Genomic DNA, 24,675 nt, shown 5'->3' with positions numbered 1-24,675 from the left:
CGTAACCAAAGGACAGCCGCTTTCTGCTGGCTTCAGATAAGCCTGATCGCCTGGAATGGTGGCCAGCACTTTATAGTAATCCCAAGGAGCTTTGCTTTCGTCAGGCTTCTTCACTTCCATGAGGTACATGTCATAGATCATGCGTCCATTGGCGCCGACTTTCCCATTACGGGCGAAGACGTCGTTGACGGGCATTTCATGAAGTTTCTTGGCCACGGCTTCAGTCTCATCTGTGCCAGCTTCCTTGATGGCTTTCAGATATTGCAGAACTGCGGAGTAAGTACCTGCCTGAATCATGTTCGGCATACGGCCCGTGCGATCAAAGAAGCGCTTGCTGAACTCGCGCGATTCATCGTCGCGATCCCAGTAGAAGCCTTCAGTGAGCGTCAGGCCCTGTGCCGCTTCGAGGCCGAGGCCGTGCACTTCTGCAAGCGTAAAGAGCAGTGCCGCCAGACGCTGACCGCCTGCCACAATGCCGAATTCAGCAGCCTGTTTGATGGCGTTGGATGTATCGAGGCCCGCATTAGCAAGGCCGACTACCTTGGCACCCGAAGATTGTGCTTGCAGCAGGAAGGAGGAATAATCTGTGGTGCTCAAAGGATGGCGAACCGAGCCTAAAACTTTGCCGCCCTTCGATTCAACGAATTTAGATGTCTGCTCTTCCAGTGAATAGCCGAAAGCATAGTCGGCTGTCAGGAAGTACCATGTGTCGCCACCCTGCTCGACGAGAGAGCCGCCGGTGCCGACCGCGAGCGCATGGGTGTCATACGCCCAATGAAAACCGTAAGGAGTGCACTGTTTACCCGTCAATTCCGATGTTGCTGCACCCGTATTGATGGTGATTTTCTTTTTGTCCTTTGAGAGAGCCTGCACGGCCAGACCGACAGAAGAACTGGTCAGTTCCATGATGGCATCGACCTGTTCAGTGTCGTACCACTGGCGCGCAATGTTTGAGGCCACGTCAGGTTTGTTCTGATGGTCAGCGGTGATGATTTCAATTGGCGCATCCAGCACCGTACCGCCGAAATCCTCGGCGGCCATTTTTGCAGCTTCGAACGACCATTTGCCACCGAAGTCGGCATAAACGCCGGATTGGTCGTTCAGGATGCCAATCTTGACCTTGCCGTCTGATATTTCTGCTGCTGATGAAATTGCGGTTGCAGCAAAAAGCGCAGCCGTTGCAAGTGCGAAAAGGTTCATTCAGTGCTCCTCCCAATAAGTCCTTAAACCGCCACGAGAAATCGGGCAGTAACCTCCGGTAAAATTGCCTGTCAGATAGGGGCGATGGCTTTCCTCTTGGCCATTTTCCCCTCCGCATGCGCCCGATTTATTCCTCCACTCGAGCGGTTCATTAGAACGGTAGCATTGACAAATGCGTACACGAACAACAATTTTTGAACACGGTCTGTACGAAAATGTACAGAGAGATATGAGGAGGAACCGTTGCGCCAATTTACGTGGGATGACCTGCAATATTTTCTGGCTGTCGCGCGGACAGGGCAGCTTTCGACGGCTGCCAGGCAATTGCGAACAAGCCATGTCACGGTTCTGCGCCGGATTGATCGACTGGAGCAGTCGCTTGCAACTAAATTGTTTGAGAGAAACCCGCGCGGTTATCTTTTGACACCTGTCGGTGAGCGGCTTGTCGAACCGGCAGAGGTGATGGAGCGCGAGGCCATGAAGTTTCGAACGGAGGCAACCGGTAATCTTTCCGCGCTCTCGGGCGTGGTGCGTCTTTCCACACTGGAAGGATTCGGCAACTTCTTTCTGGCCGATCGCCTGCCGGTGCTGGCGCAATCCTATCCCAGCCTGTCAGTCGAAGTGGTCACAATTCAGCAGATCATGTCACTATCGCGCCGTGAAGCGGAACTGTCCATTACACTGCATATGCCTCGCACGGGTCCCTATCATAGCGAACGGCTTACGCCATATCGCCTGTTCATCTATGGGCACCGTGATTATCTGAACTGTCATCAGCCGATCAAATCGCGTGAAGATCTGACAAGGCATCCCTTCATCGGCTATATCGACGACATGGTGTTCACACCCGGTCTCGATTATATGCGCGAGATATTGCCCGGGCAGCGCTGTAGTTATCAGAGTTCAAGCATTCACGCACAACTGACAGCAACGCTGACCGGCTATGGGCTTTGTGTTCTGCCATATTATATTGCCAGCCTACACACTGAGCTGGTGTCGGTATTGCCCAAAGAAATGCATCTTGAACGCGAATATTGGATGAATTGCCATGTTGATGTCATGGCCGCGCCGCGTATCAGAGTGATCAGCGATTTTATGCTTGGTGCGGTGCGCGAGGCCTCAGCAAGCTTCTTGGGGGATGACCTTCTTCGATCCTGATTATCAGTTCAGATTAATCCGCCGCCAATGGCATAGATGCAGGTCATCACAAGTGCGCTGAAGCCAAAGCCAATTATGAATAGATTAAGTGTTCGCAATTTACCCTCCCGTTTGCAACCCGGGCGGGTTATCTGCGACTTGGGCGCGAATGTCTACCCTAAATTGTATTCATCCCAACTAAAGTTGTATCAGCGGTAGTTGGGCCGATTTCACACTCGACATTGCGGTGACACCACACAATTTTAGGGAGAATCCCTGCATTTAAATGGATTGAATTGTCCTTAACGGAACTTCACCGGGTTTCCTTGTTGGAGAAAACCCGGCACGAAGTTCAATGCGAGGAGGGTTGTTACCTCTGTTTGGCTAATCCTTGTTCCCGCATTTGGCTCAGGGTCATTTTGGGTGACAGCGCTTCCGGGTCGATGCGGATTTCGATAAGAGCTGGCTTGCCAGATTGTTGGCAACGCTCGAAAGCCGAAGCGAAATCAGCTGTTTTCTCAACCGTTTCACCATGAAGACCATAGGCACGGGCAAGTGCTGCGAAATCAGGATTTGCAAGGCCGGTGCCGGAAACGCGGCCCGGATAAGTGCGCTCCTGATGCATACGGATGGTGCCATACATGCCGTTATTCACGACAATGAAAATCGCGTTGGCACCATATTGTGCGGCGGTGGCGAGCTCCTGACCATTCATCAGGAAACAACCGTCACCTGCGAACGCAATGACGGTTCTTTCAGGGGCTGTCAGCTTGGCTGCGACAGCTGCTGGTACACCATAACCCATTGAACCATTGGTCGGGGCCAGCTGGCTGCGATAGGTGCGGTATTGAAAGAAGCGGTGCGGCCAGGCCGAGTAATTGCCTGCACCATTGGTGATGATGGTGTCTGCGGGCACGTGCGCGCGCAGCCACTCCATGACCTCACCCATCTGAACATTACCGGGAATGGTCGGCGTTTTCAGATTGTCGCGATAATCGATATTGGCGCTTTCCGCCCAAGCTTTCGAGTTTGGATTGCTGACAGGTGCAAGCTTCGCTACTGCCTTTGCGAATGCGGGCATGCTGGCGTTGATCGGAATATCTGCATGGTAGACACGCCCAAGCTCTTCGGCTCCCGAATGGACATGAATAAGCTTTTGCTTCGGGACCGGAATATTGATCAGCTCATAGCCTTGTGTGGTCATTTCACCAAGGCGTGCGCCGACGACCAGCAGCAGATCTGAATCTTTCACACGCGCTGCGAGTTTCGGACTGATCGATGTTCCCATTTCGCCTGCATAAAGCGGGTGGGTGTTGTCGAACATATCCTGACAACGGAACGATGCAGCGACCGGCAGAGACATGTTTTCAGCAAAGGTTTGCAGGTCCCGGACTGCATCTGCGTTCCAGCCACCGCCGCCAACGATCATCAGAGGACGTTCGGCTTTTTCGACGAGAGCCCTCATATCCTGTAACTGATCGCTACCCGGATGCATCTCGACTTGTTTATAAGCCGGTGCATCGCTGACGGTTGCGTGTGATGTCAGCATGTCTTCAGGCAGCGCAATCACCACAGGGCCGGGGCGTCCGTTGACTGCGCGGTGGAAAGCCTGGCTTACGAGCTCCGGGATACGGGCAGCATCATCAATCTGAACCACCCATTTGGCCATCTGACCAAACATGCGACGGTAATCGACTTCCTGAAATGCCTCGCGCTCCACCTGATCGCTGGCAACCTGTCCTATGAACAGAAGCATCGGCGTGGAATCCTGAAAGGCTGTATGAACACCAACGGATGCATTCGTCGCACCGGGGCCACGTGTGACAAAGCAAATGCCGGGTTTGCCTGTCAGTTTGCCGTAGGCGTCAGCCATATAGGCCGCTCCGCCTTCCTGACGGCAGACAATTAAGTCAATCTCGTCACTGACATCATGAAAGGCATCAAGTGCTGCAAGATAGCTTTCGCCGGGCACGCAGAAAACGCGGTCGACGCCATGAATGCCCAAGGCATCCACCAATATCTGGCCGCCGGTTCGCATGTTGCTGTTATTTGTGGATTTGTGCATTTCCCTACTCTCAAAATATCTGAATGACAGGTTCGTCATTGTGAGCGGAATTCTTGTCCGCCTTTATTTCGGAGGCATACGCAGCGCACCATCGAGCCTTATGGTTTCGCCGTTGAGCATGCTGTTTTCGATAATATGCAGCGCGAGGGCTGCATATTCGTCCGGCCGACCCAGACGTGGGGGGAAAGGAACCATCTGGCCAAGCGCATCCTGTGCAGGTTGCGGCAGGCCTTTAAGCATAGGTGTTTCAAAAATGCCGGGTGCGATGGCGCACACCCGAATACCAAGTGGCGCGAGTTCACGCGCAGCAGGCAGTGTCAGGCCCACAACGCCTCCTTTGGACGCGGCATAGGCCGTCTGGCCTATTTGCCCGTCAAAAGCTGCAACAGAAGCGGTATTGATCACAATGCCACGTTCGCCGGTGGGCAAGGCTTCATTCTTGGATGCGACATCTGCGAAAAGTCGCAACAGATTGAATGAGCCGATGAGGTTGATTTCAACAGCACGGCGGAAATCATCCAGCGGCATAACGCTGCCGTCGCGAGCAAGCATTTTCTTTGCCGGTGCCACGCCTGCGCAATTCACGAGGATATAAGGTGTTCCGAGTTTCTGACCGATAGTTTGGAAAGCCGCTTCTGCGCTGGCTGCATCGGATACATCGCATTGAACAGCGATGCCACCTATCTCAGCTGCAACTGCGTTCGCGCCATCAATATTGAAGTCGAGAATGGCGACTTTTGCGCCCTTGGCCGCAAGCGCCCGGGCCGTTGCCGCACCCAGTCCGGAAGCGCCACCGCTAACGATGGCGATTTGTCCCTGAATATTCATCTGTCCCCCTTCAGAGTGCTTCAAGTGCAATGGCAGTTGCTTCACCGCCGCCGATACAAACCGAGGCCATGCCACGCTTGAGATTGTTCTGCTTCATGGCATGAAGCAAAGTCACAATGATGCGTGCGCCGGAGCAGCCGATAGGGTGCCCCATAGCGCAGGCGCCACCATGAATATTCACCTTGTCGGCAGGGAGATCGAGCTCCTGCATCGCAGCCATGACGACAACTGCAAAGGCTTCGTTGATTTCAAACAGATCAACGTCACGTGCGTTCCAGCCGGTTTTTTCGAAGAGTTTCTTCATGGCAAAAATGGGTGTCGTGGTGAACCAGGCAGGCTGATGCGCATGGCTCGCATGATCACGAATAATGGCCAGCGGCTCAGCGCCCAGCTTTTCAGCCGTTGAAAGCCGCATCACGGTGAGGGCCGCTGCGCCATCTGAAATCGACGAAGAGTTGGCAGCAGTAATCGTGCCACCTTCACGGAAGGCAGGCTTGAGATTTGGTATCTTTTCAGGCTTGGCACGAGTTGGTTGCTCGTCGCGGTCAAGCTCGGCAACTTTCACCAGTTCGTTCTGGAAATATCCCGCTTCAGTGGCCTTGAGTGCGCGGGATAGTGAGCGCAGAGCAAACTCATCCTGTTGCTGGCGGGTGAATTGATAAAGGTCCGCAGTTTCTTCCGCAAAAGTTCCCATGGCGCGACCTTTATCATAGGCGTCTTCAAGGCCATCAAGGAACATATGGTCGTAGATTTTGCCATGACCCATGCGATATCCGCCGCGCGCTTTTTCAAGCAGGTAAGGCGAGTTGGTCATGCTTTCCATGCCGCCCGCGACTACAATGTCAGCGCTTCCGGCGGAAATCAGATCGGCGCTCAGCATGACTGTCTTCATGCCTGAACCGCAAACTTTGTTGATTGTCGAGCAAGGCACTTCCTGAGGAAGACCAGCATGGATCGACGCTTGACGCCCCGGCGCCTGTCCAAGGCCGGCGGATAGCACACAGCCCATCATCACTTCATCGATTTGATCAGGGTTGAGCTTGGCGCAGCTAACAGCTTCCTTGATTGTGATCGCGCCAAGTTCAGTTGCAGCCTCTCCCTTGAGCGCCCCTTGAAAACTCCCGATCGGTGTTCGTACCGCACTGGCGATGACGATCGGATCTTTTGTTTCCGACATTTGTTTACTCCTCCAGTAAAGCCTATTGATAACAGCATAGCGGACGATATGAATACAGCTTAAACATGATGACCAAAGCTGATGAACTCATGTCGCGGAGGTATGGAGAAAATGAGCCAGACAAATTCAGGCAAGATCCGCGTCGGTATAGGCGGCTGGGCTTTTGAGGAGTGGGACCAGAGTTTTTATCCCGAAAAGCTCTCAAAGAAGCGCCAGCTCGAATATGCGTCAAGCAAACTGACTTCTATCGAGATCAACAGCACCTATTACGGCCCCCAGAAGCCCACGACTTTCGCCAAATGGCATGACGAGACGCCAGATGGCTTTGTTTTTTCATTGAAAGCGCCGCGGTTTTCTACAAATCGCAGGGTTCTGGCCGAAGCGGGTGAGGGCATCGAGAAATTCATAAACGGTGGTCTTCTCGAACTCAAAGACAAGCTTGGTGTGATCAACTGGCAGTTCATGGGAACGAAGAAATTCGACCCGGAAGATTTTGAGGCCTTCCTCAAGCTTCTGCCGAAGCGGGCTGATGGTCGCGATTTGCGTCATGCGGTTGAAGTACGCCACGAGAGTTTTAACTCGCCGGATTTCATTGCACTGCTGCGTGATTACGGGGTGGCGGTTGTAATCGCGGGTGACAGTAAATTTGTTGAAATCGCTGATATGACAGCACCCTTTGCCTATCTTCGTATCATGGGAACGGAGGAAAATAAGCCGCTCGGTTACAGTGAAGCCGAACTTGATCATTGGGCGGAGCGGGCCAAGGCAATTGCAGTGGGGCATGTGCCTGACAGCCTTAAAACAATTACGCCGCCAATGTCCGATAACGTGGCACGTGATGTCTATCTCTACGTCATCAGCGGCCATAAGGCGCATAATCCGCACGCGGCTATGGCCTTGATAGATCGGGTAAAATGATGCGTGTTGAGCCATCATTTTAACTGAGTCGCCCTGTTAAACCTGAGTAAGTCATGTCCAAGTTTGATACGTCCGCCCTTGAAGCCTTCGTTCGCCAAATTCCGCAAAACTATAAAGGCCCGGGAGGCGTCGTTGCCGTCATCAAGGATGGCGAGGTTGTTTTGCGGCATGCCTGGGGCTTTGCCGATCTGGCTACGCGGCAAGTAATGACGGCAGAAACGCGGATGCCGATTTGCTCGATCAGCAAGCAGTTCACCTGTGGTGTGTTGCTTGACGCTGTCGGTGAACCGGAATTGCTGGACGATGCCTTGGCAGTCTATCTCGACAAGTTCGAAGAAGAGCGCCCGAGCACTCGTGATCTTTGCAACAACCAGTCGGGTTTGCGCGATTATTGGGCGCTGACGGTTTTGTGTGGTGCAGATCCTGAAGCCGTGTTTTTGCCTGAACAAGCACAAAGCCTGCTGCGACGATTGAAAACCACGCATTTTGAACCCGGCTCGCATTATTCCTACTGTAACGGCAATTTCCGTATTCTGGCCGACCTGATTGAGGGCCATACCGGACGCTCGCTGGTTGAACTTCTGTCTGAACACATTTTCAGGCCTGCTGGCATGAAGACAGCCGAATTGATCCCGGATACAGCGCTGTTCAATGAATGCACCGGATATGAGGGTGATACGGTTCGAGGCTTTCTGCCTGCGATCAACCGCCTTCACTGGATGGGGGACGCGGGCATTTGCGCGTCTCTTGATGACATGATCGCATGGGAGCAGTTTATTGATGCAACGCGGGACGATGAGGACGGTATTTATCGCCGCCTCAGCGGACCGCAAACATTCAACGATGGAGCGAATGCGCCTTATGGTTTCGGCCTCAAATTTGAGGAAGCGGGCGGTAAAAGGCTAACCGGCCATGGCGGTGCACTTCGCGGTTGGCGGTGCCAACGCTGGCATTGTGTCGATGAGCGGTTATCCACGATTGCCATGTTCAATTTCGAGGGTGGTGCCTCGGACGTTGCCTTCAAATTGATGAATATAGCGTTGAGCGTATCGACTTCTGAACCTCAGCGTGTGGAAGCGGATGCAGCCTGGTTCGGTTCATGGTTGTGTCAGGACACTGGCCTTGTTCTGAGCCTTGAGGATGCCGGGCGCGGGCGTATCAAAGCACGCTTTGGCACCGGGCCGGAAATGATGGATGTGGTGGGTGTTAACGAGGCTCGCTCGTCCGTGACTACGATAACGCGCGATGGCGATGTGATCGAGCTTTCGCGCGACGATGAGAATCTGCGTCTGACGATGAAACGTATCAAGGGCGCGACCAGGCAGGACATTATTGGCCGCTATCACAGCGATGAGCTGGATGCCGATCTTTTGCTCGTTTCTGAAGGTTGCGCGATCTATGGTGCTTTCGAAGGGTTTCTAGGCAAGAGTGATATGTATCCGCTTTATAGCGTCGGGGCGGATGTCTGGCTGTTGCCGGTTCAGCGCTCGCTGGATGCGCCGTCGCCCGGTGAGTGGAAACTCGTTTTCCGCCGCGACGATAAGGGCGCGATAACAGACTTAAGCGTCAGCTGCTGGCTTGCACGCGGTGTCGAATACAGGAGGATTCCGGTATGAGTGAACTGAAGGTAAGAACGCGTGAAACCGGGGCGGTGGCGGAGATGCCTCAAGGCAAACTTCCGACGATCACAACACCTACGGGCGGCACGGCAGAGATCGTAACGAGCGTCAGTCAGGCCGGGTTTAACCCGCTTGATCTGCTCTATGCGTCCGTTGCTGCCTGCATGGCACTGAGTGCGCGCATTGCTGCCACCAGGCTCGAATTGCGTGAGAAGCTCACCGATGTTCGTGTGGAAGTGAAGGGCGACAAGGCACATGAAGGCCCATCACGCATCGAACGATTCGATATAACATTTCATTTTGATGGTGACCTGACCGAAGACGAGAAACATCGCCTTGCGGAGATGGCCGAAGAAATCTGCACCGTCAGCAATACGTTGCGCGGCGATCCTAAGTTTGATCTGAAGATATCCTGACCAGCTGTTTATATCGCAACCCGAATGCGCTCGACGCCGAGTGTGATGACACTTTCCATGGCTGCCCGCGCTTTCTGGCGATCGCGTGAAGCAATAGCATGGGCAATGCGCAGGTGATTAGCGGCGCATTCCGCGATGCCTTCAGGGGAAGTTGCTGGCGAGGACAGCTGAAACGAGATGGCGAGAGCTGCCTCAATCAAGCTGCTGACCGAGCGCATGAATGGGTTTCCAGACATGCGCGCAATGGCCAGATGAAATTCGAGATCGACCTTGGCAATCGATTCAGGTGTGTGCGCAGGGTCATCGAATTTTGCAGCCAAGGCATAGAGCTCAATGAGCTCGTCGCTGGTTGCGTGTACTGCCGCCGCTGCCGCCGCTGCCGGTTCGAGGGCCATACGCATTTCTGCAAGGTGATCGACAAAAACTTCATCAAAGCCTGCTTCAAAGCGCCATGTCAGCACATCGGGGTCGAAGAAGTTCCAGCTTGCACGGCCTAAAACGCGGGTGCCTACCTTGGCTTTGGCTTCAATCAGCCGCTTTGCAGCAAGGGTCTTCATCGCTTCACGCAGCACAGTGCGGGAAACTCCGAAGCGCAATGAGAGATCATTGTCACCGGGCAGGATCGAGCCTTCGGGGATCGTGCCTGCGACGATGCCGCGACCGAGCTCACCCACGACAACCGAGTGGCTGTTATGGCGTTTACGCCCCGTTATAGCCGTTTCCAGCAATCCCAATTCAAGCCTCCTTTATACGTTGGCGTGCTAATCGCATATCAGCAAACCAGACAAGTCCACGCTGTAGTGCAATGAACAGGAACAGCAATATACCGATTGCGATTTTCGTCCACCAAGAAGACAGTGTGCCGTCGAAAACAATATAGGTCTGTATCAGACCTTGTATCAGAATGCCGACGAAAGTGCCCGCTACAAGACCTGCGCCACCGGTCAGAAGTGTTCCGCCGATTACCACCGAAGCGATGGCATCAAGTTCTACACCGACGGTTGCCAGCGAATAGCCAGAAGAGGTGTAAAGCGTATAGACAATACCAGCGAGACCCGACAGAACGCCTGACATCGTATAGATGCCGATTGTTGTTCGGCCCACGGGAACACCCATCAGTTCGGCTGATTGCTGATTGCCGCCGAGCGCATAAATATTAGCACCAAAGCGGGTTCGGTGCGCGATAATACCGCCGATTATGAAGACGGCCAGCATCACCATAGCGATAAACGTCAGTCTGCCACCACCCGGAAGCCGGAAGTAAAGCCCCTGAAGTGTATCAAGGAAAGGGTGCGAAATCGGCACGGATTGTGTCGAGATGAGGAAGGCCGCACCGCGTGCCAGAAACATACCTGCCAGCGTAGCCACAAAAGGCGGGATACCTAAGAAATGGATCATCATGCCCATCCATGCGCCGAAGAGGGCGGCAAGCACCAGCACCAGCCCGAAAGCAACAAGAGGATGCACGCCCAACTGACCGACAAGGACAGCCACAAAAACGCTGGTAAAAGCGATAACCGATCCGACTGAAAGGTCGATGCCGCCGGAGATGATGACGAAAGTCATGCCAACCGCGGCAATGCCGAGAAATGCATTATCCGTCAGAAGATTTCCGATCACTCTCGTTGAAAGCATGTTCGGAAACTGGATGACGCAGATTGCATAGGCGAGCAGAAAAATGGCGACGGTTGTCAGAAATGGAAGATTGCGAAGCACTCTCATTATTGTGCTCCCTGCTGGTTCTGATGTGTTGGTTTGGCGACATTGCCTTTGCGTTCAGCACGCAGGAAGGCGATCAGATTTACGATTGCCGGTGATTGGAATGTCAGCACGATAATGATGATACCCGCTTTGATGATGAGGTTGAATTCCGGTGGGAAACCCGCCATCAGAATACCGGTATTGATCGACTGGATGATGAGTGCGCCAAGCAGCGAGGCCATGATCGAGAAGCGCCCCCCATTCAACGATGTGCCGCCAATGACGACTGCGAGAATGGCGTCGAGTTCCAGCCAGAGACCTGCATTATTGGCATCGGCCCCGCGAATATCTGCCGTTGCGATCAGACCTGCGAGTGCCGCACCTACACCTGAAACAGCATAGACGCTGAATAGAAGAAAGCGTGCTTTAACGCCCGCCAGCATGGCTGCACGGCGATTGATGCCGGTTGCCTCGATGAGAAATCCCAGCGCAGTTGATCGCACTGCGAAGCCGACCACGATACCAGCAAGCAGCCAGATCAGCACAGGCACGGGTACACCAAACAGCGATCCTGAGCCAAGGGTTGCGAAGGAATCGTCGTTAAAGGTAAGAATTGCTCCTTCAGTGATGAGCTGTGCAATGCCGCGCCCTGCGACCATCAGAATGAGTGTCGCGATGATGGGCTGAATATCGAAAACAGCAACCAGAAACCCATTCCACAACCCGCATAGAAGGCCAACACCCAATGCGACGGGAATAACAACTGCGAGCGGATAGCCTGAGACGACGAGCGAAGCGGCACAGGCACCGCTTATCGCCATCACTGCGCCTACCGACAGATCAATGCCACGTGTGGCGATCACCAGCGTCATGCCGATCGCAAGAATGGCCACGGGTGCCGCACGCACCAGAATGTCAATCAGGCTTCCATAGAGCCGCCCGTTTTGAAATGAAATATCCAGAAATCCCGGCGATATGATCGTGTTTGCAGCAAGAATGGCCACAAGTGCGGCGAGCTGTGGTGCCAGTCTTCTGAGTTTTTTGAGCAGGCGAGCGATCATGCTGCAGCTTCCTTTTCGCTGACATGACCAGTCTCGGCAATCGCGCGAACGATGTTGTCGGCGGTGATTTCTTCGCCTTTAAGTTCTGCCACATGGTGACGGTCGGAAAGCACGATGACACGATTGGCAACGGCAGCCAGTTCTTCAAATTCGGAAGAAATGATCACGAGCGACATACCTTCGTTACAGAGTTCTCCGATCAGTTTCAGAATTTCTGCATGTGCGCCGATATCAATGCCGCGTGTCGGCTCATCGAGGATCAAAAGGCGCGGATCAGTGGCCAGCCAGCGCGCGAGAATGGCTTTCTGCTGGTTGCCACCGGATAAAAATTTGATCGGCTTGTTTGGGTCAGGCGGGCGAATATCGAGCGCCTTGATATAGCGCTGGGCGAGAGCTGCTTTTTCACGGGACGAAATTGGCTTTGACCAGCCACGCTTTGCTTGCACTGCGAGGGCAATGTTTTCGGCAACGGAGAAGTCGCCGATAATGCCGTCTGTTTTGCGCTCTTCTGGACAAAAGGCGAAGCGTTCAGCAATGGCTGCCACGGGTGTCGGCAGTTTTGTCTCTTTGCCGTCCACTGTCAGTGTGCCGCTGTCGGCCTGATCGACGCCGAACATCAGCAGTGCTGTTTCGGTGCGTCCCGATCCGAGCAACCCTGCAATGCCGACTGCTTCGCCCGGCTTGATCGCAAGATCGAAGGGAGCGACGCTGCCTTTTTTGCCAAAACCTGAAAAGTGAATGGGTGCGAGCGTGTCGTCGCTCACTTCTTCGGTCAGTTGGCGGCGCACAGTCTCCTGCAACTGATGGCCCAGCATCATGGAAATGAGGTCGGTGCGCGGCAATTCGGAAAGGTCGCGGCTGCCAACCAATCTTCCGTTACGCAATACGGTGGCGCAATCGGCGATAGCATAGACCTGATCTAAAAAGTGGGTGATGACGATGATGCCGAGGCCTTCGGCTTTCAATTGCCGCAACACCCCGAACAGCATCTCGACTTCGCGCGCGTCAAGGCTGGCCGTTGGCTCATCCAGTACAAGAACTTTGCCGGAAAGATCGACTGCACGGGCGATGGCGATAATCTGGCGTATGGCGACAGAATAAGCCGAAAGAGGTGCGCTGACATCAATTGTCAGCCCATAGCGCGCGAGAAGTGCGCTTGCATCGCGTTCCATCTGGCGGCGATCAACAAAGCCAAACCGACTTGGCTGGCGACCAAGGAAAAGGTTTTCGGCGACTGTCAGGTTTTCGAGAAGATTGACTTCCTGATAGACAGTGCCAATGCCAAGTTTTTGCGCTTCGGTGACGGATGCAGGGGCAATCGACTGCCCTTCAAGCAGGATCGCACCGTCAAAATTATGATAAGCGCCGGTCAATATCTTGATGAGCGTCGATTTTCCTGCGCCGTTTTCGCCGAGCAAGGCGTGGATTTCACCTTTCGCAAGAGCAAAATCGACATGATCAAGCGCTGTGACGCCGAAAAATGATTTTGTTATTCCACGGGCTTCAAGCAACGGCGTGGCCGGTGCTGACGCCGCGCTGGTATCAGAGCGAGCCATATTGTTTTTCCGCCTGCTGATTTGCGAGTTCCATCCGGGCTACGCAAACTTGCGCAGCCCGGATAAGATGATGCGATCAGTAGCCGAGACCCTTCTTGGCCTCATAGACAGCCTTCGGATCGTCAGCCTGCGTGTAAAGCTTGGATTCGGTCTGGATCCACTTTGGCGGAACCGTGCGCTTCTCCTTGAAAGCTTCGATGGCATCGAATGCCGGGCCAGCCATGTTTGGTGTCAGCTCGACGGTGGCATTGGCTTCGCCATTCGCCATGGCCTGGAAAATATCCGGTACTGAATCGATGGACACGATTTTGATATCCGTGCCCGGCTTCAGACCAGCTTCTTTGATGGCCTGAATTGCGCCAACAGCCATGTCGTCGTTGTGGGCGTAGACAGCGCAAATATCCTTGCCGCCGCCTTCAGCCTTGATAAAGCTTTCCATGACTTCCTTGCCCTTGGTACGGGTGAAGTCGCCGGTCTGTGAGCGGGAAATCTTAATATTGTCGTGTCCGGCAAGCGCTTCCTCGAAGCCCTTTTTACGGTTGATCGCAGGTGATGAACCGGTCGTGCCCTGAAGTTCAACAACGGAACAAGGCTTGTCGCCCACATCCTTCACCAGCCATTCGCCAGCGACCTTGCCTTCATGGACCTGATCGGATGTGACGGCGGTAAGATAGAGGTCGTCCGGCGCGTCGATCTGTCGGTCGAGAAGCACGACCGGAATTTCAGCTTCCTTGGCTTCTTTCAGAACTGCATCCCAGCCCGTCGCTACCACTGGCGCGATCAGGATGGCATCTACGCCCTGCGCGATGAAGCCGCGAACGGCCTTGATCTGGTTTTCCTGCTTCTGCTGTGCGTCGGCGAATTTTAATGTATGGCCGCGCTTTTCGGCTTCCTGCTTCGTGACGCTGGTTTCGGCCGCACGCCAACCCGATTCCGAACCGATCTGCGAAAAGCCGACAGTTAATGATGCTGCAGATACGCTTGAAATCAGGGCAAAAGAAAATGCGGCCGTTAGGGCCGTCAAACTGCGTTTCATATTAGTTCCTCCCAATAAAAGGCCCTCCCGGCCTTAACGTTTATGAAGCATATAATATTACTTTATAGCAAGCATATTTCTGGAGTTTGTCGAACGCCTGAGGTGCGACAAACGTGCATAATCTGTAATAATTATTTAAAATCAATTGTTTGTAACTGTTTTCCCGTAGAGGTAGCTATAGGGGGTGCCATAGGGCAGTCGAGCTTGCTTGACAAAGCGGTGTTAGGCAAAATAGTCATATTAATAAGAAGGAGCCGTTGAGCAGCACGAATGTGTTTTCTGGGCGGACGGGATAATGTTCCGTGAAGGTTTCGCGGAAATTGGGAGGTTAAATGTTACGTCTGATACAGTTCCGCGATGTGCGCGGAGAAGCACGTGTGGCTGCTTGCGAGGATGAGGGAGCGGCACACATCGTCAATGGCGTGACAACGACTTATGAACTGGCCTGGGCAGCAATCTCCGCAGGCATCAGCCTCGCAGAGCAGGTGGAGCGGAGTGGGAAGGGCGAAGCTGTCGATATTGATGCGGCGCTGGCAAGTGACCGTGTTGGTTTGCCCATTACGCATTCCGATCCCGCGCATCTGATTGTCGCGGGTACTGGCCTCACGCATCTTGGTTCCGCCGATGGTCGCGACAAGATGCACAAGGCAGCACAGGCTGCTGAAAAGCCGACCGACTCCATGCGCATGTTCCTGATGGGTGTTGCAGGCGGCAAGCCAAAGCAGGGCGAAACCGGTGTGCAGCCTGAGTGGTTCTATAAGGGTGACGGTTCGGCGCTGGTCGAAACAGGCGGTGAACTTATTTCGCCAGCTTTTGCTGAAGACGGTGGTGAAGAGCCGGAGCTGGCAGGCATTTATTTAATTGGGCCAGATGGCACGCCGTTCCGCCTTGGCTTTTGCCTTGCCAATGAATTTTCGGATCATGTGACGGAAAAGCAGAACTATCTTTGGCTGGCGCACTCCAAACTACGTCAGGCATCGCTGGGCCCAGAGCTTTATGTGGGAGCACTGCCAGATCATGTAGAAGGTGTTTCGCGCATCCGTCGCGGTGATCACGTTATCTTTGAAAAGCCGTTCCTGTCAGGCGAAGCGAACATGTCGCACACCATCGCCAATCTGGAACATCACCATTTCAAATATGAGCTTTTCCGCCGTCCGGGTGATATTCACGTCCACTTCTTCGGCACGGCGACTCTGTCTTTCTCGGAAGGTGTGAAGACGGAAACCGGTGATCAGTTTGAGATTTCCGCGAAGCCATTCCGCTATCCTCTCATTAATAAGCTTGGCCAGGCGGCGAGCGAAGATATTGCTGTGAAGGCGTTGTGAGGTGGTGATGTCCAAGCAGCCGAACATCGCTCTCGCTATCGTTGGTCTTGGCAAGATTGCACGTGACCAGCATCTCCCGTCTATTGAAGTTGTAGACGGTATTTATCTCGCTGCCATTGCCAGCCGCAGTGCTGGCCTTGATGGCACGCCATCGTTTCACGATATTGATGAACTGCTGGCGACCGACATTGCAATCGATGCGGTATCGCTTTGCACACCGCCGCAGGGGCGCTTTCAACAGGCCTATGCGGCACTGAAAGCGCGCAAACATGTGATGCTGGAAAAGCCTCCCGGAGCGACAATTTCGGAAGTGCAGGCACTGGAGCGTTTGGCTGAGAAGCAAGGCGTAACGCTTTATGCGACGTGGCATTCGCGCGAAGCGGCAGCGGTTGAGCCAGCTCGTGAATTTCTGAAAGATGCTGCAATCAAGTCAGTTGCTGTGTCATGGAAAGAAGATGCGCGCCATTGGCATCCGGGCCAGCAGTGGATCTGGGAGCCGGGCGGGCTTGGCGTTTTCGATCCGGGTATCAATGCGCTGTCGATTGTAACGCATATTCTTCCTGAGCGGTTTTTGCTGACGAAATCCGACCTCTTTTTCCCCGAAAACCGTGCGGCACCGATTGCAGCCGATCTTCAGTTTGAAACGGAAAGCGGTACACCTGTTTCGTTTGAACTCGACTGGAGACAGACCGGACCGCAGACCTGGGACATTCGCGTGGAAACCGACAAGGGAACCGTGCTGCTCAGTCACGGTGGCAGTCGTCTGACCATTGATGGTGCTGAGAAAATGGCTGAGCCTGATCGGGAGTATCAGCGTCTTTACCGAAACTTCGTGAAACTTGTCGGCGAAGGGCGCAGCGATGTCGATCTCGCGCCGTTGACCCATGTCGCCGATGCTTTCCTTCTCGGGCAGCGGCACGTGATTGAAGCCTTTGAAGATTGATAGCAGGCAGACTTTAGGAATCGAGGCCGCGGAGTGGTCTCTCACCCATGCAGGACAATGAAATGAATAAGCCCGTAACGCCGAAAGCCCCAAGATTCCGCTCGCGCGCATGGTTTGATAACCCGGACAATGTTGACATGACAGCGCTCTATCTGGAGCGCTACATGAATTACGGGTTGAGCCAGGAAGAGCTGCAATCGGGCCGCCCCATCATCGGGATTGCACAGACGGGTTCCGATCTTTCGCCGTGTAACCGCCACCATCTGGAACTCGCCAATCGCGTCCGGGAAGGTGTGCGCGAGGCAGGCGGCATCGTGATTGAGTTTCCCGTTCATCCTATTCAGGAAACCGGCAAACGCCCAACCGCTGGCCTTGACCGCAATCTTGCCTATCTGGGCCTTGTAGAAGTGCTGTACGGATATCCGCTCGACGGTGTCGTGCTGACGATTGGCTGTGACAAGACCACGCCTGCCTGTCTTATGGCAGCGGCGACTGTCAATATTCCGGCGATTGCTCTTTCCGTCGGCCCGATGCTCAACGGCTGGTTCCGAGGTGAGCGCACGGGTTCCGGTACCATTGTCTGGAAGGCGCGTGAACTGCTGGCCAAGGGCGAAATCGACTATCAGGGCTTTGTGAAACTGGTTGCTTCCTCGGCTCCGTCCACAGGCTATTGCAACACAATGGGCACGGCGACCACGATGAATTCGCTTGCCGAAGCGCTTGGCATGCAGCTGCCGGGCTCGGCGGCAATTCCTGCACCTTATCGTGATCGACAGGAAGTGGCCTACCTCACCGGCCGCCGCATTGTGGAAATGGTCTACGAAGATCTGAAGCCTTCCGATGTCATGACCAAGGAAGCATTTGTCAATGCGATCCGTGTGAACTCTGCGATTGGTGGTTCAACCAATGCGCCGATCCATTTGAACGCTTTGGCGCGTCACGTCGGCGTGGACCTGACGGTCGATGACTGGCAGAAATATGGCGAGGAGATCCCGCTGCTCGTCAATCTTCAGCCAGCTGGCGAATATCTTGGCGAAGATTATTATCATGCGGGCGGCGTGCCCGCTGTCGTTAATCAGCTGATGGGGCAGGGCCTCATTCACGAGGATGCTATTACCGTCAATGGCAAGACCATTGGTGAAAACTGCAAGAACGCCACCATTGAAGACAGCAATGTCATCAAGACCTATGATCAGCCGTTGAAGAAACATGCCGGTTTCCGTGTGTTGCGTGGCAATCTGTTCTCGTCAGCGATCATGAAGCTGAGCGTTATTTCGGAGGAATTCCGCAATCGCTACCTCTCCGATGACAAGGACCCTAATGCCTTTGAAGGCAAGGCTGTGGTGTTTGATGGGCCGGAAGATTATCACCGCCGCATTGATGATCCGTCGTTGGAAATCGATGAGAACACGGTTTTGTTCATGCGTGGTGCAGGTCCAATCGGTTATCCTGGTGCGGCTGAAGTCGTTAATATGCGTGCGCCTGATTATCTTTTGAAAAAGGGCATCAGCTCGCTACCGTGCATTGGCGATGGTCGTCAGTCGGGTACGTCCGGTTCGCCGTCGATCCTTAATGCATCGCCTGAAGCTGCCGCTGGCGGTGGCCTCGCGATCCTAAAAATGGGTGATCGGGTGCGTATCGATATTGGTCGTGGCACGGCGGACATTCTGATTTCGGACGACGAACTGGCAGAGCGTCGCAAGGCTTTGGAAGCAGCCGGTGGCTATAAATATCCAGACAGCCAGACGCCGTGGCAGGAAATTCAGCGGGCCATTGTCGGCCAGATGGAAACGGGTGCGGTTCTAGAAAATGCTGTCAAATATCAGGACATTGCGCATACGCGTGGCCTGCCGCGGGATAACCATTGATGTCTGATGCTAAAACACCATTTGCGGCAGTGGCGGACTGGGGCACGACCCGGTTCCGCCTCTGGACGCTGGATGCTGATGGAAACGTGCTTCGTGAAAGCCGTGGCGATGACGGCTTGCTTCACGCGAAGGAAGCCGGTTTCGAGACCATACTGGAACGGCATCTCGCCTCCGTTGATGCACCTGTGGATCTCCCCGTGGTGATCTGTGGCATGGCCGGCTCACGTACAGGCTGGATCGAAGCGCCTTATATGAGCTTGCCTGCTGGCCTTGAAGGCATTGTTGCGGCTGCCGTTCGCGTGCCTGCACGGCGGCGTGTCATCATGCTGCCGGGTGTTGCGCGTCGCAGCGAGGATGCGCCTGATGTGATGCGCGGCGAAGAAACCAAGCTGCTGGGTCTTGTGCATCGCGGCACGCGCGATGCGGTGGTGGTGATGCCCGGCACCCATGCCAAATGGGTTCAGATTGCCGATGGCAGGCTCAATGATTACCGCTCATTCATGACGGGCGAATTGTTTGCGCTTCTTAAAGAAAAGTCGGTGCTGGCTGGTGCGTTGGAAGGCTCTGCATCGGTAGATCCGAATAGTGCTGCCTTTGCTGCGGGTGTTAAGTCCTCACTTGAAACACCTGAGCTGATTTCAAATGCACTGTTTACTGTTCGCGCCGGTTGGCTGGTGCATGACTACAAACCTTCGGATCAGCTTGCGCGTCTTTCGGGTCTGTTGATTGGGCTGGAAGTTGCGGGCGGGCGCAAGATTTTTGGTGAGTGTCATGACGTGCTGCTGCTTTCTGACGGCATGATGGGTGCGCTTTACGCAAGCGCGCTTGAGATCGCTGGACTAAAGGTCAAACGCATCGAAGCTGATGAGCTTGTCCGCGATGGTCTGTTCATGGCAGCAAAACATGCCTTTGCCGGAGGCAAACAATGAGTGACCGTATCGCTTGGCCCAAGCTTCGCTATCCGCTGGTTGCGATCCTGCGTGGTATTCGGCCTGATGAAACTGAAGCAGTTGTTAGTGCTTTGATCGAGACAGGCTTCGAGGCAATCGAAATTCCGCTGAATTCGCCAGAGCCTTTTATCTCTATTGAAAAGGCCGTCAGGCTTGCGCCGGAGAATGTGTTGATTGGTGCGGGCACCGTGCTCTCTGTCGAGAATGTGGATCGGCTGAATGATGTTGGCGGCAGGCTGCTGGTCAGCCCCAATGTCGAGCCCGATGTCATTCGCCGCGCAGGCAAATACGGCATGGCGACGATGCCTGGTGTGTTTACCCCGACCGAAGCTTTCAGCGCCATTCATGCGGGCGCTTCGGCACTCAAGTTTTTCCCCGCAAGCGCGCTGGGTGCCGAAGGCATCAAGGCTGTTTGTGCAGTGCTGCCAAAGGATATTTCGGTGGGGGCTGTCGGGGGCGTATCCGAGGCCGATTTTGCGACGTATGTGGGTGCGGGAGTGAGCTGTTTTGGGCTGGGTTCCAGTCTTTACAAAGCAGGATTTACAGCCTCTGACGTCCGTGAGCGCGCGCAGCGTGCGATTGCAGCATGGGATGATATTACGGGCTGAGGCCCAGAGTTTTTTGCATTTTGTGACGGGAAGCAGGTTTTCAATTTCCGTGGAAATGCTTTTGGAGGAATTCCGCAAGGCCGGAAGGCGGGGGCGGAAATTTGGGAGAACGACAGGCTCAGAACCTGTCCCAACATGGGAGTGAGACAATGGCAGGCATGAAATCTCTAACTTTGGCGGTCGCGATGGCAGCATTTGCCTTCACCGGCTTCGCACAAGCTCAGGACAAAGGTCTCGTTGGCGTGGCAATGCCAACCAAATCGTCTGCGCGCTGGATTGCAGACGGCGACAACATGGTAAAGGTGCTTCAGGAGCGCGGTTATCAGACCGATCTTCAATATGCTGAAGATGATGTGCCAAACCAGTTGGCGCAGATTGAGAACATGGTCACCAAAGGTGCCAAGGTTCTCGTCGTTGCATCCATCGACGGCACAACGCTTTCAGACGTGTTGGCAAAAGCCAATGAAGAAGGCATCAAGGTTATCGCTTATGACCGCCTGATCCGTAACACGCCGAATGTGTCCTATTATGCGACCTTCGACAATTTTCAGGTGGGTGTGCTTCAGGCACAGTCGATTGAAAAGGCACTTGATCTGAAGAACAAGGAAGGCCCGTTTAACGTCGAGCTTTTCGGCGGTTCACCGGATGATAACAACGCCTACTTCTTCTACAACGGCGCAATGTCGGTTCTGCAACCCTATATCGATAGTGGTAAGGTTGTGGTTGCCAGCGGCCAGACTGGCATGGATAAGGTCGCAACCCTTCGCTGGGATGGTGCGACGGCTCAGGCACGTATGGATTCTATCCTTTCGGCCTTCTATTCGGACAAGAAACTCGATGCTGTGCTTTCACCTTATGACGGCATTTCCATCGGTATCCTGTCGTCTCTGAAGGGCGTTGGTTATGGCAGTGGCGACATGCCTATGCCGGCCGTTTCCGGTCAGGACGCAGAAGTGCCATCGGTGAAGTCTATCCTTGCTGGCGAACAGAACTCAACCATCTTCAAGGATACGCGCCAACTCGCCAAGGTTACGGTCGATATGGTTGACGCGCTGATGAGCGGCAAGGAACCGGAAGTGAACGACACCAAGACCTATGACAATGGCGTCAAGGTTGTGCCGTCCTATCTGTTGAAGCCGGTCATCGTCGATAAGTCGAACTGGAAAGAAGTTCTGGTCGATAGCGGCTATTACAAAGAAGATCAGATCCAGTAATTTTCGAGCTCCGGGCGTGTGAGAGCATTTCCAGCAAAAGCGCATAGCGGTTTTGCACAGGATAATGTGAAAAACAATTACTTACGATACGCCCGGAACATCTGCTGCAATGCCATTGCGTAACGTGTCGTGCTTCGTGTGTCCGTTTCGGTGCACGACACTCTAACACCCCCCGATTTCTGATCGGGGCCGGCTAAAGGATTGACAGCGTTGTCTTTTCTTTAGCGGTGGCATCACAGGATTATCATGGGAGCGAGCGATGAATGTAGCCAATCCTGTTCCGCTTCAGGAGCCTGGTGATCAGCCGGGCATCGGTGGTCGACCAATTCTCGAAATGCGCGGTATCAGCAAGTCCTTCGGAGTTGTGAAGGCTTTGAGCGATGTAAATTTTACCGTTATGCCGGGAGAAATCCACGCTTTTGTCGGTGAAAACGGGGCTGGTAAATCCACGCTGATGAAGGTGCTTTCGGGCGTTTATCCGCACGGAAGCTATGAAGGTTCGATCATCTTTGACGGTGAAGAGCGACAGTTTCGGGATATCAACAGTTCAGAAGCGCTTGGTATTGTTATCATCCACCAAGAGCTGGCGCTTGTTCCGCTTATGTCGATTGCCGAGAACATCTTCCTCGTCAATCCACCCGCAAGCCTTGGGGTGATTGATCGCAGTGAAGTGCATCAACGCACCAAAGCGCTTTTGAAGAAGGTCGGCCTGACGGAATCTCCTGATACGCTGGTGACGGATATCGGGATCGGCAAGCAGCAGCTTGTGGAAATTGCCAAAGCGCTGTCGAAGCGTGTGCGGCTTCTGATCCTTGATGAACCGACGGCGAGCTTGAATGAGACGGACAGTGCGGCCCTTCTGGCGCTGCTGCGCGAGTTTCGGGCACAAGGCATTACGTCGATCCTCATTTCGCACAAGCTGAATGAAATTCGCGAGGTGGCTGACAAGATCACCGTTTTGCGTGACGGCAGAACCGTGGCTACGCTTGATTGCAATGCAGGCGAGGTTGAGGAAGACGAGATCATTCGCAAAATGGTCGATCGCGATCTGGAGAGCCGGTATCCAAAACGCAAGCCCCGGATCGGCGACGTTATTCTGGAGGTTGATAACTGGTCGGTCTATCACCCGCTGCATCCAGAACGTCACTCGGTCAAGAATGTATCCTTTAAGGTGCGCGCAGGCGAGATTGTCGGCATTGCCGGTTTGATGGGCGCAGGTCGCACAGAATTTGCCATGAGCCTGTTTGGGCGTTCATGGGGCACGAATATTTCCGGAAAGGCACGCATTCGTGGGAAGGATGTCGATATTTCGACAGTCACCCGGGCGATCAAATCCGGCCTTGCTTATGTCACTGAAGACCGCAAGCAGCTGGGCCTTGTGCTGGGCGAGAATATCTCGCGCAACATTTCGCTCGCGCATTTGCGTGGTGTCAGCCCCAAAGGGGTGATTGATGACATGCAAGAAATGAAAGTCGCTAACGGCTATCGCGACCAGATGAGCATCCGTTGCCACAATGTCTATCAGGAAACTGGTACGCTTTCAGGCGGCAACCAACAGAAGGTGGTGCTGTCGAAATGGCTGTTCACCGGGCCGGACGTGCTCATTCTTGACGAGCCAACGCGCGGCATCGATGTCGGCGCGAAATACGACATTTACACAATCATCAATTCATTGGCGGACAGCGGCAAGGGCGTCGTCGTCATTTCTTCGGAAATGCCCGAGCTCATCGGGATCTGTGACCGCATCGTCGTCATGCATGAAGGCGCTTTCGTTGGCGAAGTAGCGGGCGAGGGAGCAACGCAGGAAAACATCATGCGCGCCATCATGCAGAACAAGGGAAAAAGACAATGAGCGAGAACGCAATCGAGAGCGGCCAGAAAGCGCCGAGCAGCGTGGGTCGTTATCTGAAAAATAATCTGCGTCAATCGGGAATGCTGCTCTCGCTCATCGCAATCATGATCTTTTTCCAGATTGTCACGGGCGGCGTGCTGATGAAGCCGCTGAACCTGACCAATCTGGTTTTGCAGAACAGCTATATCGTCATTATGGCGCTTGGTATGTTGCTGGTCATTGTCACGGGCCATATTGATCTGTCCGTGGGCTCGGTCTGCGGCTTCATTGGTGCGCTTGCCGCTGTGATGATGGTCAAACTTGGTATTCCCTTCCCGATAGCTGCCATTCTCTGCCTGCTTGCTGGTGGTCTGATTGGCGCGATGCAGGGCTTCTGGGTTGCCTATTTCCATATCCCGTCATTCATCGTCACACTTGCAGGAATGTTGGTCTTCAAAGGCCTGATGCTGGCAGTGCTTGGTGGTCAATCGGTCGGTCCTTTTCCGCCGGTGTTCCAGAAGCTGTCTTCCGGCTTCATTCCTGAGTTCATCGGGACCACAGGGGGAAATGTCTATCTCACGTCACTGATACTGGGTTTGGTTCTTGCCGCATTTCTGGTCTGGCAAAGCACCAGGTCACGCGCCCGTCACCTGGCACATGGCGTGGAGACAGAGCCGTTCGGCCTGTTTGTCATGAAGAATATTCTGTTCTTTGCTGGTATCGCATATTTAGCGCTGCTGATTTCCTCACACCGCGGCATGCCGAATGTGCTGATCATCATGGCGGTGTTGATTGCGGCCTATGCATTCCTGACAAACCGCACAGTGATCGGCCGCCAGATTTATGCCGTTGGCGGCAATCGTCACGCCGCCAAACTTTCTGGTGTAAAGACCGAACGGCTGACATTTCTGGTATTCGTGAATATGGGTGTATTGGCAGCCCTTGCCGGTCTGGTCTTCGCGGCACGTCTTAATACGGCAACGCCTAAGGCCGGTCTTGGCTTTGAGCTTGACGTGATTGCTGCCTGTTTCATCGGTGGCGCATCGGCTTACGGTGGTGTGGGACGCGTAACGGGTGCGGTGATCGGTGCGCTCATCATGGGCGTGATGAACAACGGCATGTCGATCCTGGGTATTGGCATCGACTACCAGCAGGTCATCAAGGGTATTGTGTTGCTGGGTGCCGTTTGTATCGACGTCTATAATCAGCGTCGATAAAGTTT

At 54.1% G+C, this 24,675-nt stretch carries 21 protein-coding genes; 12 read left to right on the top strand and 9 right to left on the bottom strand.

Annotation, left to right across the window (positions count from 1 at the left end; all coding sequences use genetic code 11):
• On the bottom strand, positions 1-1,200 hold a 1,200-nt coding region (locus CEV32_RS14825), incomplete at its 3' end, for an ABC transporter substrate-binding protein (RefSeq protein ID WP_094577853.1).
• Positions 1,201-1,443: 243 nt separating this feature from the next.
• Between CEV32_RS14825 and CEV32_RS14820 the strand changes: the two genes are divergently transcribed.
• Positions 1,444-2,358, top strand: a complete 915-nt coding sequence (locus tag CEV32_RS14820) for a LysR family transcriptional regulator (protein ID WP_094577852.1) — start codon at positions 1,444-1,446, stop codon at positions 2,356-2,358.
• A 349-nt stretch (positions 2,359-2,707) separates the two neighbouring features.
• Here the strand turns inward: CEV32_RS14820 and CEV32_RS14815 are convergent, their stop codons facing one another.
• From CEV32_RS14815 to CEV32_RS14805, 3 genes are all read right to left on the bottom strand, one after another.
• Complete coding sequence (locus CEV32_RS14815; RefSeq protein WP_094577851.1) at positions 2,708-4,402, bottom strand: thiamine pyrophosphate-binding protein; 1,695 nt, start codon at positions 4,400-4,402, stop codon at positions 2,708-2,710.
• Between the two features lie 63 nt (positions 4,403-4,465).
• Positions 4,466-5,230, bottom strand: coding sequence for an SDR family oxidoreductase (locus tag CEV32_RS14810; protein ID WP_094577850.1), 765 nt, complete (start codon positions 5,228-5,230; stop codon positions 4,466-4,468).
• Between the two features lie 10 nt (positions 5,231-5,240).
• Positions 5,241-6,407 carry an acetyl-CoA C-acyltransferase gene (locus CEV32_RS14805; RefSeq protein ID WP_094577849.1) on the bottom strand — a complete coding sequence of 389 codons (1,167 nt, stop codon included), beginning with the start codon at positions 6,405-6,407 and terminating at the stop codon, positions 5,241-5,243.
• Between the two features lie 111 nt (positions 6,408-6,518).
• Between CEV32_RS14805 and CEV32_RS14800 the strand changes: the two genes are divergently transcribed.
• Genes CEV32_RS14800 through CEV32_RS14790 form a run of 3 tightly spaced genes read left to right on the top strand, consistent with a single transcriptional unit; the run spans position 6,519 to position 9,360 of the window.
• The gene (locus CEV32_RS14800; RefSeq protein ID WP_094577848.1) at positions 6,519-7,325 is read left to right on the top strand and encodes a DUF72 domain-containing protein; all 807 of its coding nucleotides are present in this window, start codon (positions 6,519-6,521) and stop codon (positions 7,323-7,325) included.
• A gap of 53 nt (positions 7,326-7,378) precedes the next feature.
• The gene (locus CEV32_RS14795; protein WP_094577847.1) at positions 7,379-8,941 is read left to right on the top strand and encodes a D-aminopeptidase; all 1,563 of its coding nucleotides are present in this window, start codon (positions 7,379-7,381) and stop codon (positions 8,939-8,941) included.
• A complete protein-coding gene (locus tag CEV32_RS14790; RefSeq protein ID WP_094577846.1) occupies positions 8,938-9,360 on the top strand; it encodes an OsmC family protein in 423 nt (140 codons plus the stop codon). Before CEV32_RS14795 ends, CEV32_RS14790 begins: the two co-directional genes overlap by 4 nt.
• 8 nt (positions 9,361-9,368) lie before the next feature.
• On the opposite strand, the gene CEV32_RS14785 is transcribed toward CEV32_RS14790, so the two are convergent.
• The 5 genes from CEV32_RS14785 to ytfQ all read right to left on the bottom strand — a co-directional run bounded on the left by CEV32_RS14785 (position 9,369) and on the right by ytfQ (position 14,714).
• Positions 9,369-10,094, bottom strand: a complete 726-nt coding sequence (locus CEV32_RS14785) for a FadR/GntR family transcriptional regulator (protein ID WP_094577845.1) — start codon at positions 10,092-10,094, stop codon at positions 9,369-9,371.
• A gap of 1 nt (position 10,095) precedes the next feature.
• Complete coding sequence (gene yjfF / locus CEV32_RS14780; protein ID WP_094577844.1) at positions 10,096-11,082, bottom strand: galactofuranose ABC transporter, permease protein YjfF; 987 nt, start codon at positions 11,080-11,082, stop codon at positions 10,096-10,098.
• Positions 11,082-12,122, bottom strand: coding sequence for an ABC transporter permease (locus CEV32_RS14775; protein ID WP_094577843.1), 1,041 nt, complete (start codon positions 12,120-12,122; stop codon positions 11,082-11,084). Before CEV32_RS14775 ends, yjfF begins: the two co-directional genes overlap by 1 nt.
• Positions 12,119-13,678 (bottom strand): sugar ABC transporter ATP-binding protein, encoded by a 1,560-nt coding sequence (locus CEV32_RS14770; RefSeq protein ID WP_094577842.1) that lies wholly within the window; start codon positions 13,676-13,678, stop codon positions 12,119-12,121. Before CEV32_RS14770 ends, CEV32_RS14775 begins: the two co-directional genes overlap by 4 nt.
• A gap of 76 nt (positions 13,679-13,754) precedes the next feature.
• Positions 13,755-14,714, bottom strand: coding sequence for a galactofuranose ABC transporter, galactofuranose-binding protein YtfQ (ytfQ, locus tag CEV32_RS14765; protein ID WP_094577841.1), 960 nt, complete (start codon positions 14,712-14,714; stop codon positions 13,755-13,757).
• Between the two features lie 332 nt (positions 14,715-15,046).
• Between ytfQ and araD1 the strand changes: the two genes are divergently transcribed.
• The 8 genes from araD1 (at position 15,047) to mmsB (ending at position 24,670) form a co-directional block, all read left to right on the top strand.
• Entirely contained in the window at positions 15,047-16,039 is a 993-nt protein-coding gene (gene araD1 / locus CEV32_RS14760) for an AraD1 family protein (RefSeq protein ID WP_094577840.1), read from the top strand.
• A gap of 7 nt (positions 16,040-16,046) precedes the next feature.
• A complete protein-coding gene (locus CEV32_RS14755) occupies positions 16,047-16,982 on the top strand; it encodes a Gfo/Idh/MocA family protein (RefSeq protein WP_094577839.1) in 936 nt (311 codons plus the stop codon).
• Positions 16,983-17,044: 62 nt separating this feature from the next.
• Complete coding sequence (locus CEV32_RS14750) at positions 17,045-18,850, top strand: IlvD/Edd family dehydratase (RefSeq protein WP_094577905.1); 1,806 nt, start codon at positions 17,045-17,047, stop codon at positions 18,848-18,850.
• Positions 18,850-19,779: a 2-dehydro-3-deoxygalactonokinase gene (locus tag CEV32_RS14745; protein WP_094577838.1), complete on the top strand. Its 930-nt coding sequence runs from the start codon at positions 18,850-18,852 to the stop codon at positions 19,777-19,779. Before CEV32_RS14750 ends, CEV32_RS14745 begins: the two co-directional genes overlap by 1 nt.
• The gene (locus tag CEV32_RS14740) at positions 19,776-20,408 is read left to right on the top strand and encodes a 2-dehydro-3-deoxy-6-phosphogalactonate aldolase (RefSeq protein ID WP_094577837.1); all 633 of its coding nucleotides are present in this window, start codon (positions 19,776-19,778) and stop codon (positions 20,406-20,408) included. Before CEV32_RS14745 ends, CEV32_RS14740 begins: the two co-directional genes overlap by 4 nt.
• Positions 20,409-20,557: 149 nt before the next feature.
• Positions 20,558-21,622: a multiple monosaccharide ABC transporter substrate-binding protein gene (chvE, locus tag CEV32_RS14735; protein ID WP_094577836.1), complete on the top strand. Its 1,065-nt coding sequence runs from the start codon at positions 20,558-20,560 to the stop codon at positions 21,620-21,622.
• Between the two features lie 259 nt (positions 21,623-21,881).
• Complete coding sequence (mmsA, locus tag CEV32_RS14730) at positions 21,882-23,474, top strand: multiple monosaccharide ABC transporter ATP-binding protein (RefSeq protein WP_094577835.1); 1,593 nt, start codon at positions 21,882-21,884, stop codon at positions 23,472-23,474.
• The gene (gene mmsB / locus CEV32_RS14725) at positions 23,471-24,670 is read left to right on the top strand and encodes a multiple monosaccharide ABC transporter permease (RefSeq protein WP_094577834.1); all 1,200 of its coding nucleotides are present in this window, start codon (positions 23,471-23,473) and stop codon (positions 24,668-24,670) included. The genes mmsA and mmsB overlap by 4 nt, the downstream gene beginning before the upstream one ends.
• The last annotated feature ends 5 nt before the right edge of the window (positions 24,671-24,675 follow it).

Origin of the sequence: Brucella rhizosphaerae (genome assembly GCF_002252475.1) — a bacterium.
GTDB lineage: Bacteria > Pseudomonadota > Alphaproteobacteria > Rhizobiales > Rhizobiaceae > Brucella > Brucella rhizosphaerae.
Note: the sequence above shows the minus strand (reverse complement) of the source record. Positions and strands in the feature narration are given on the sequence as shown.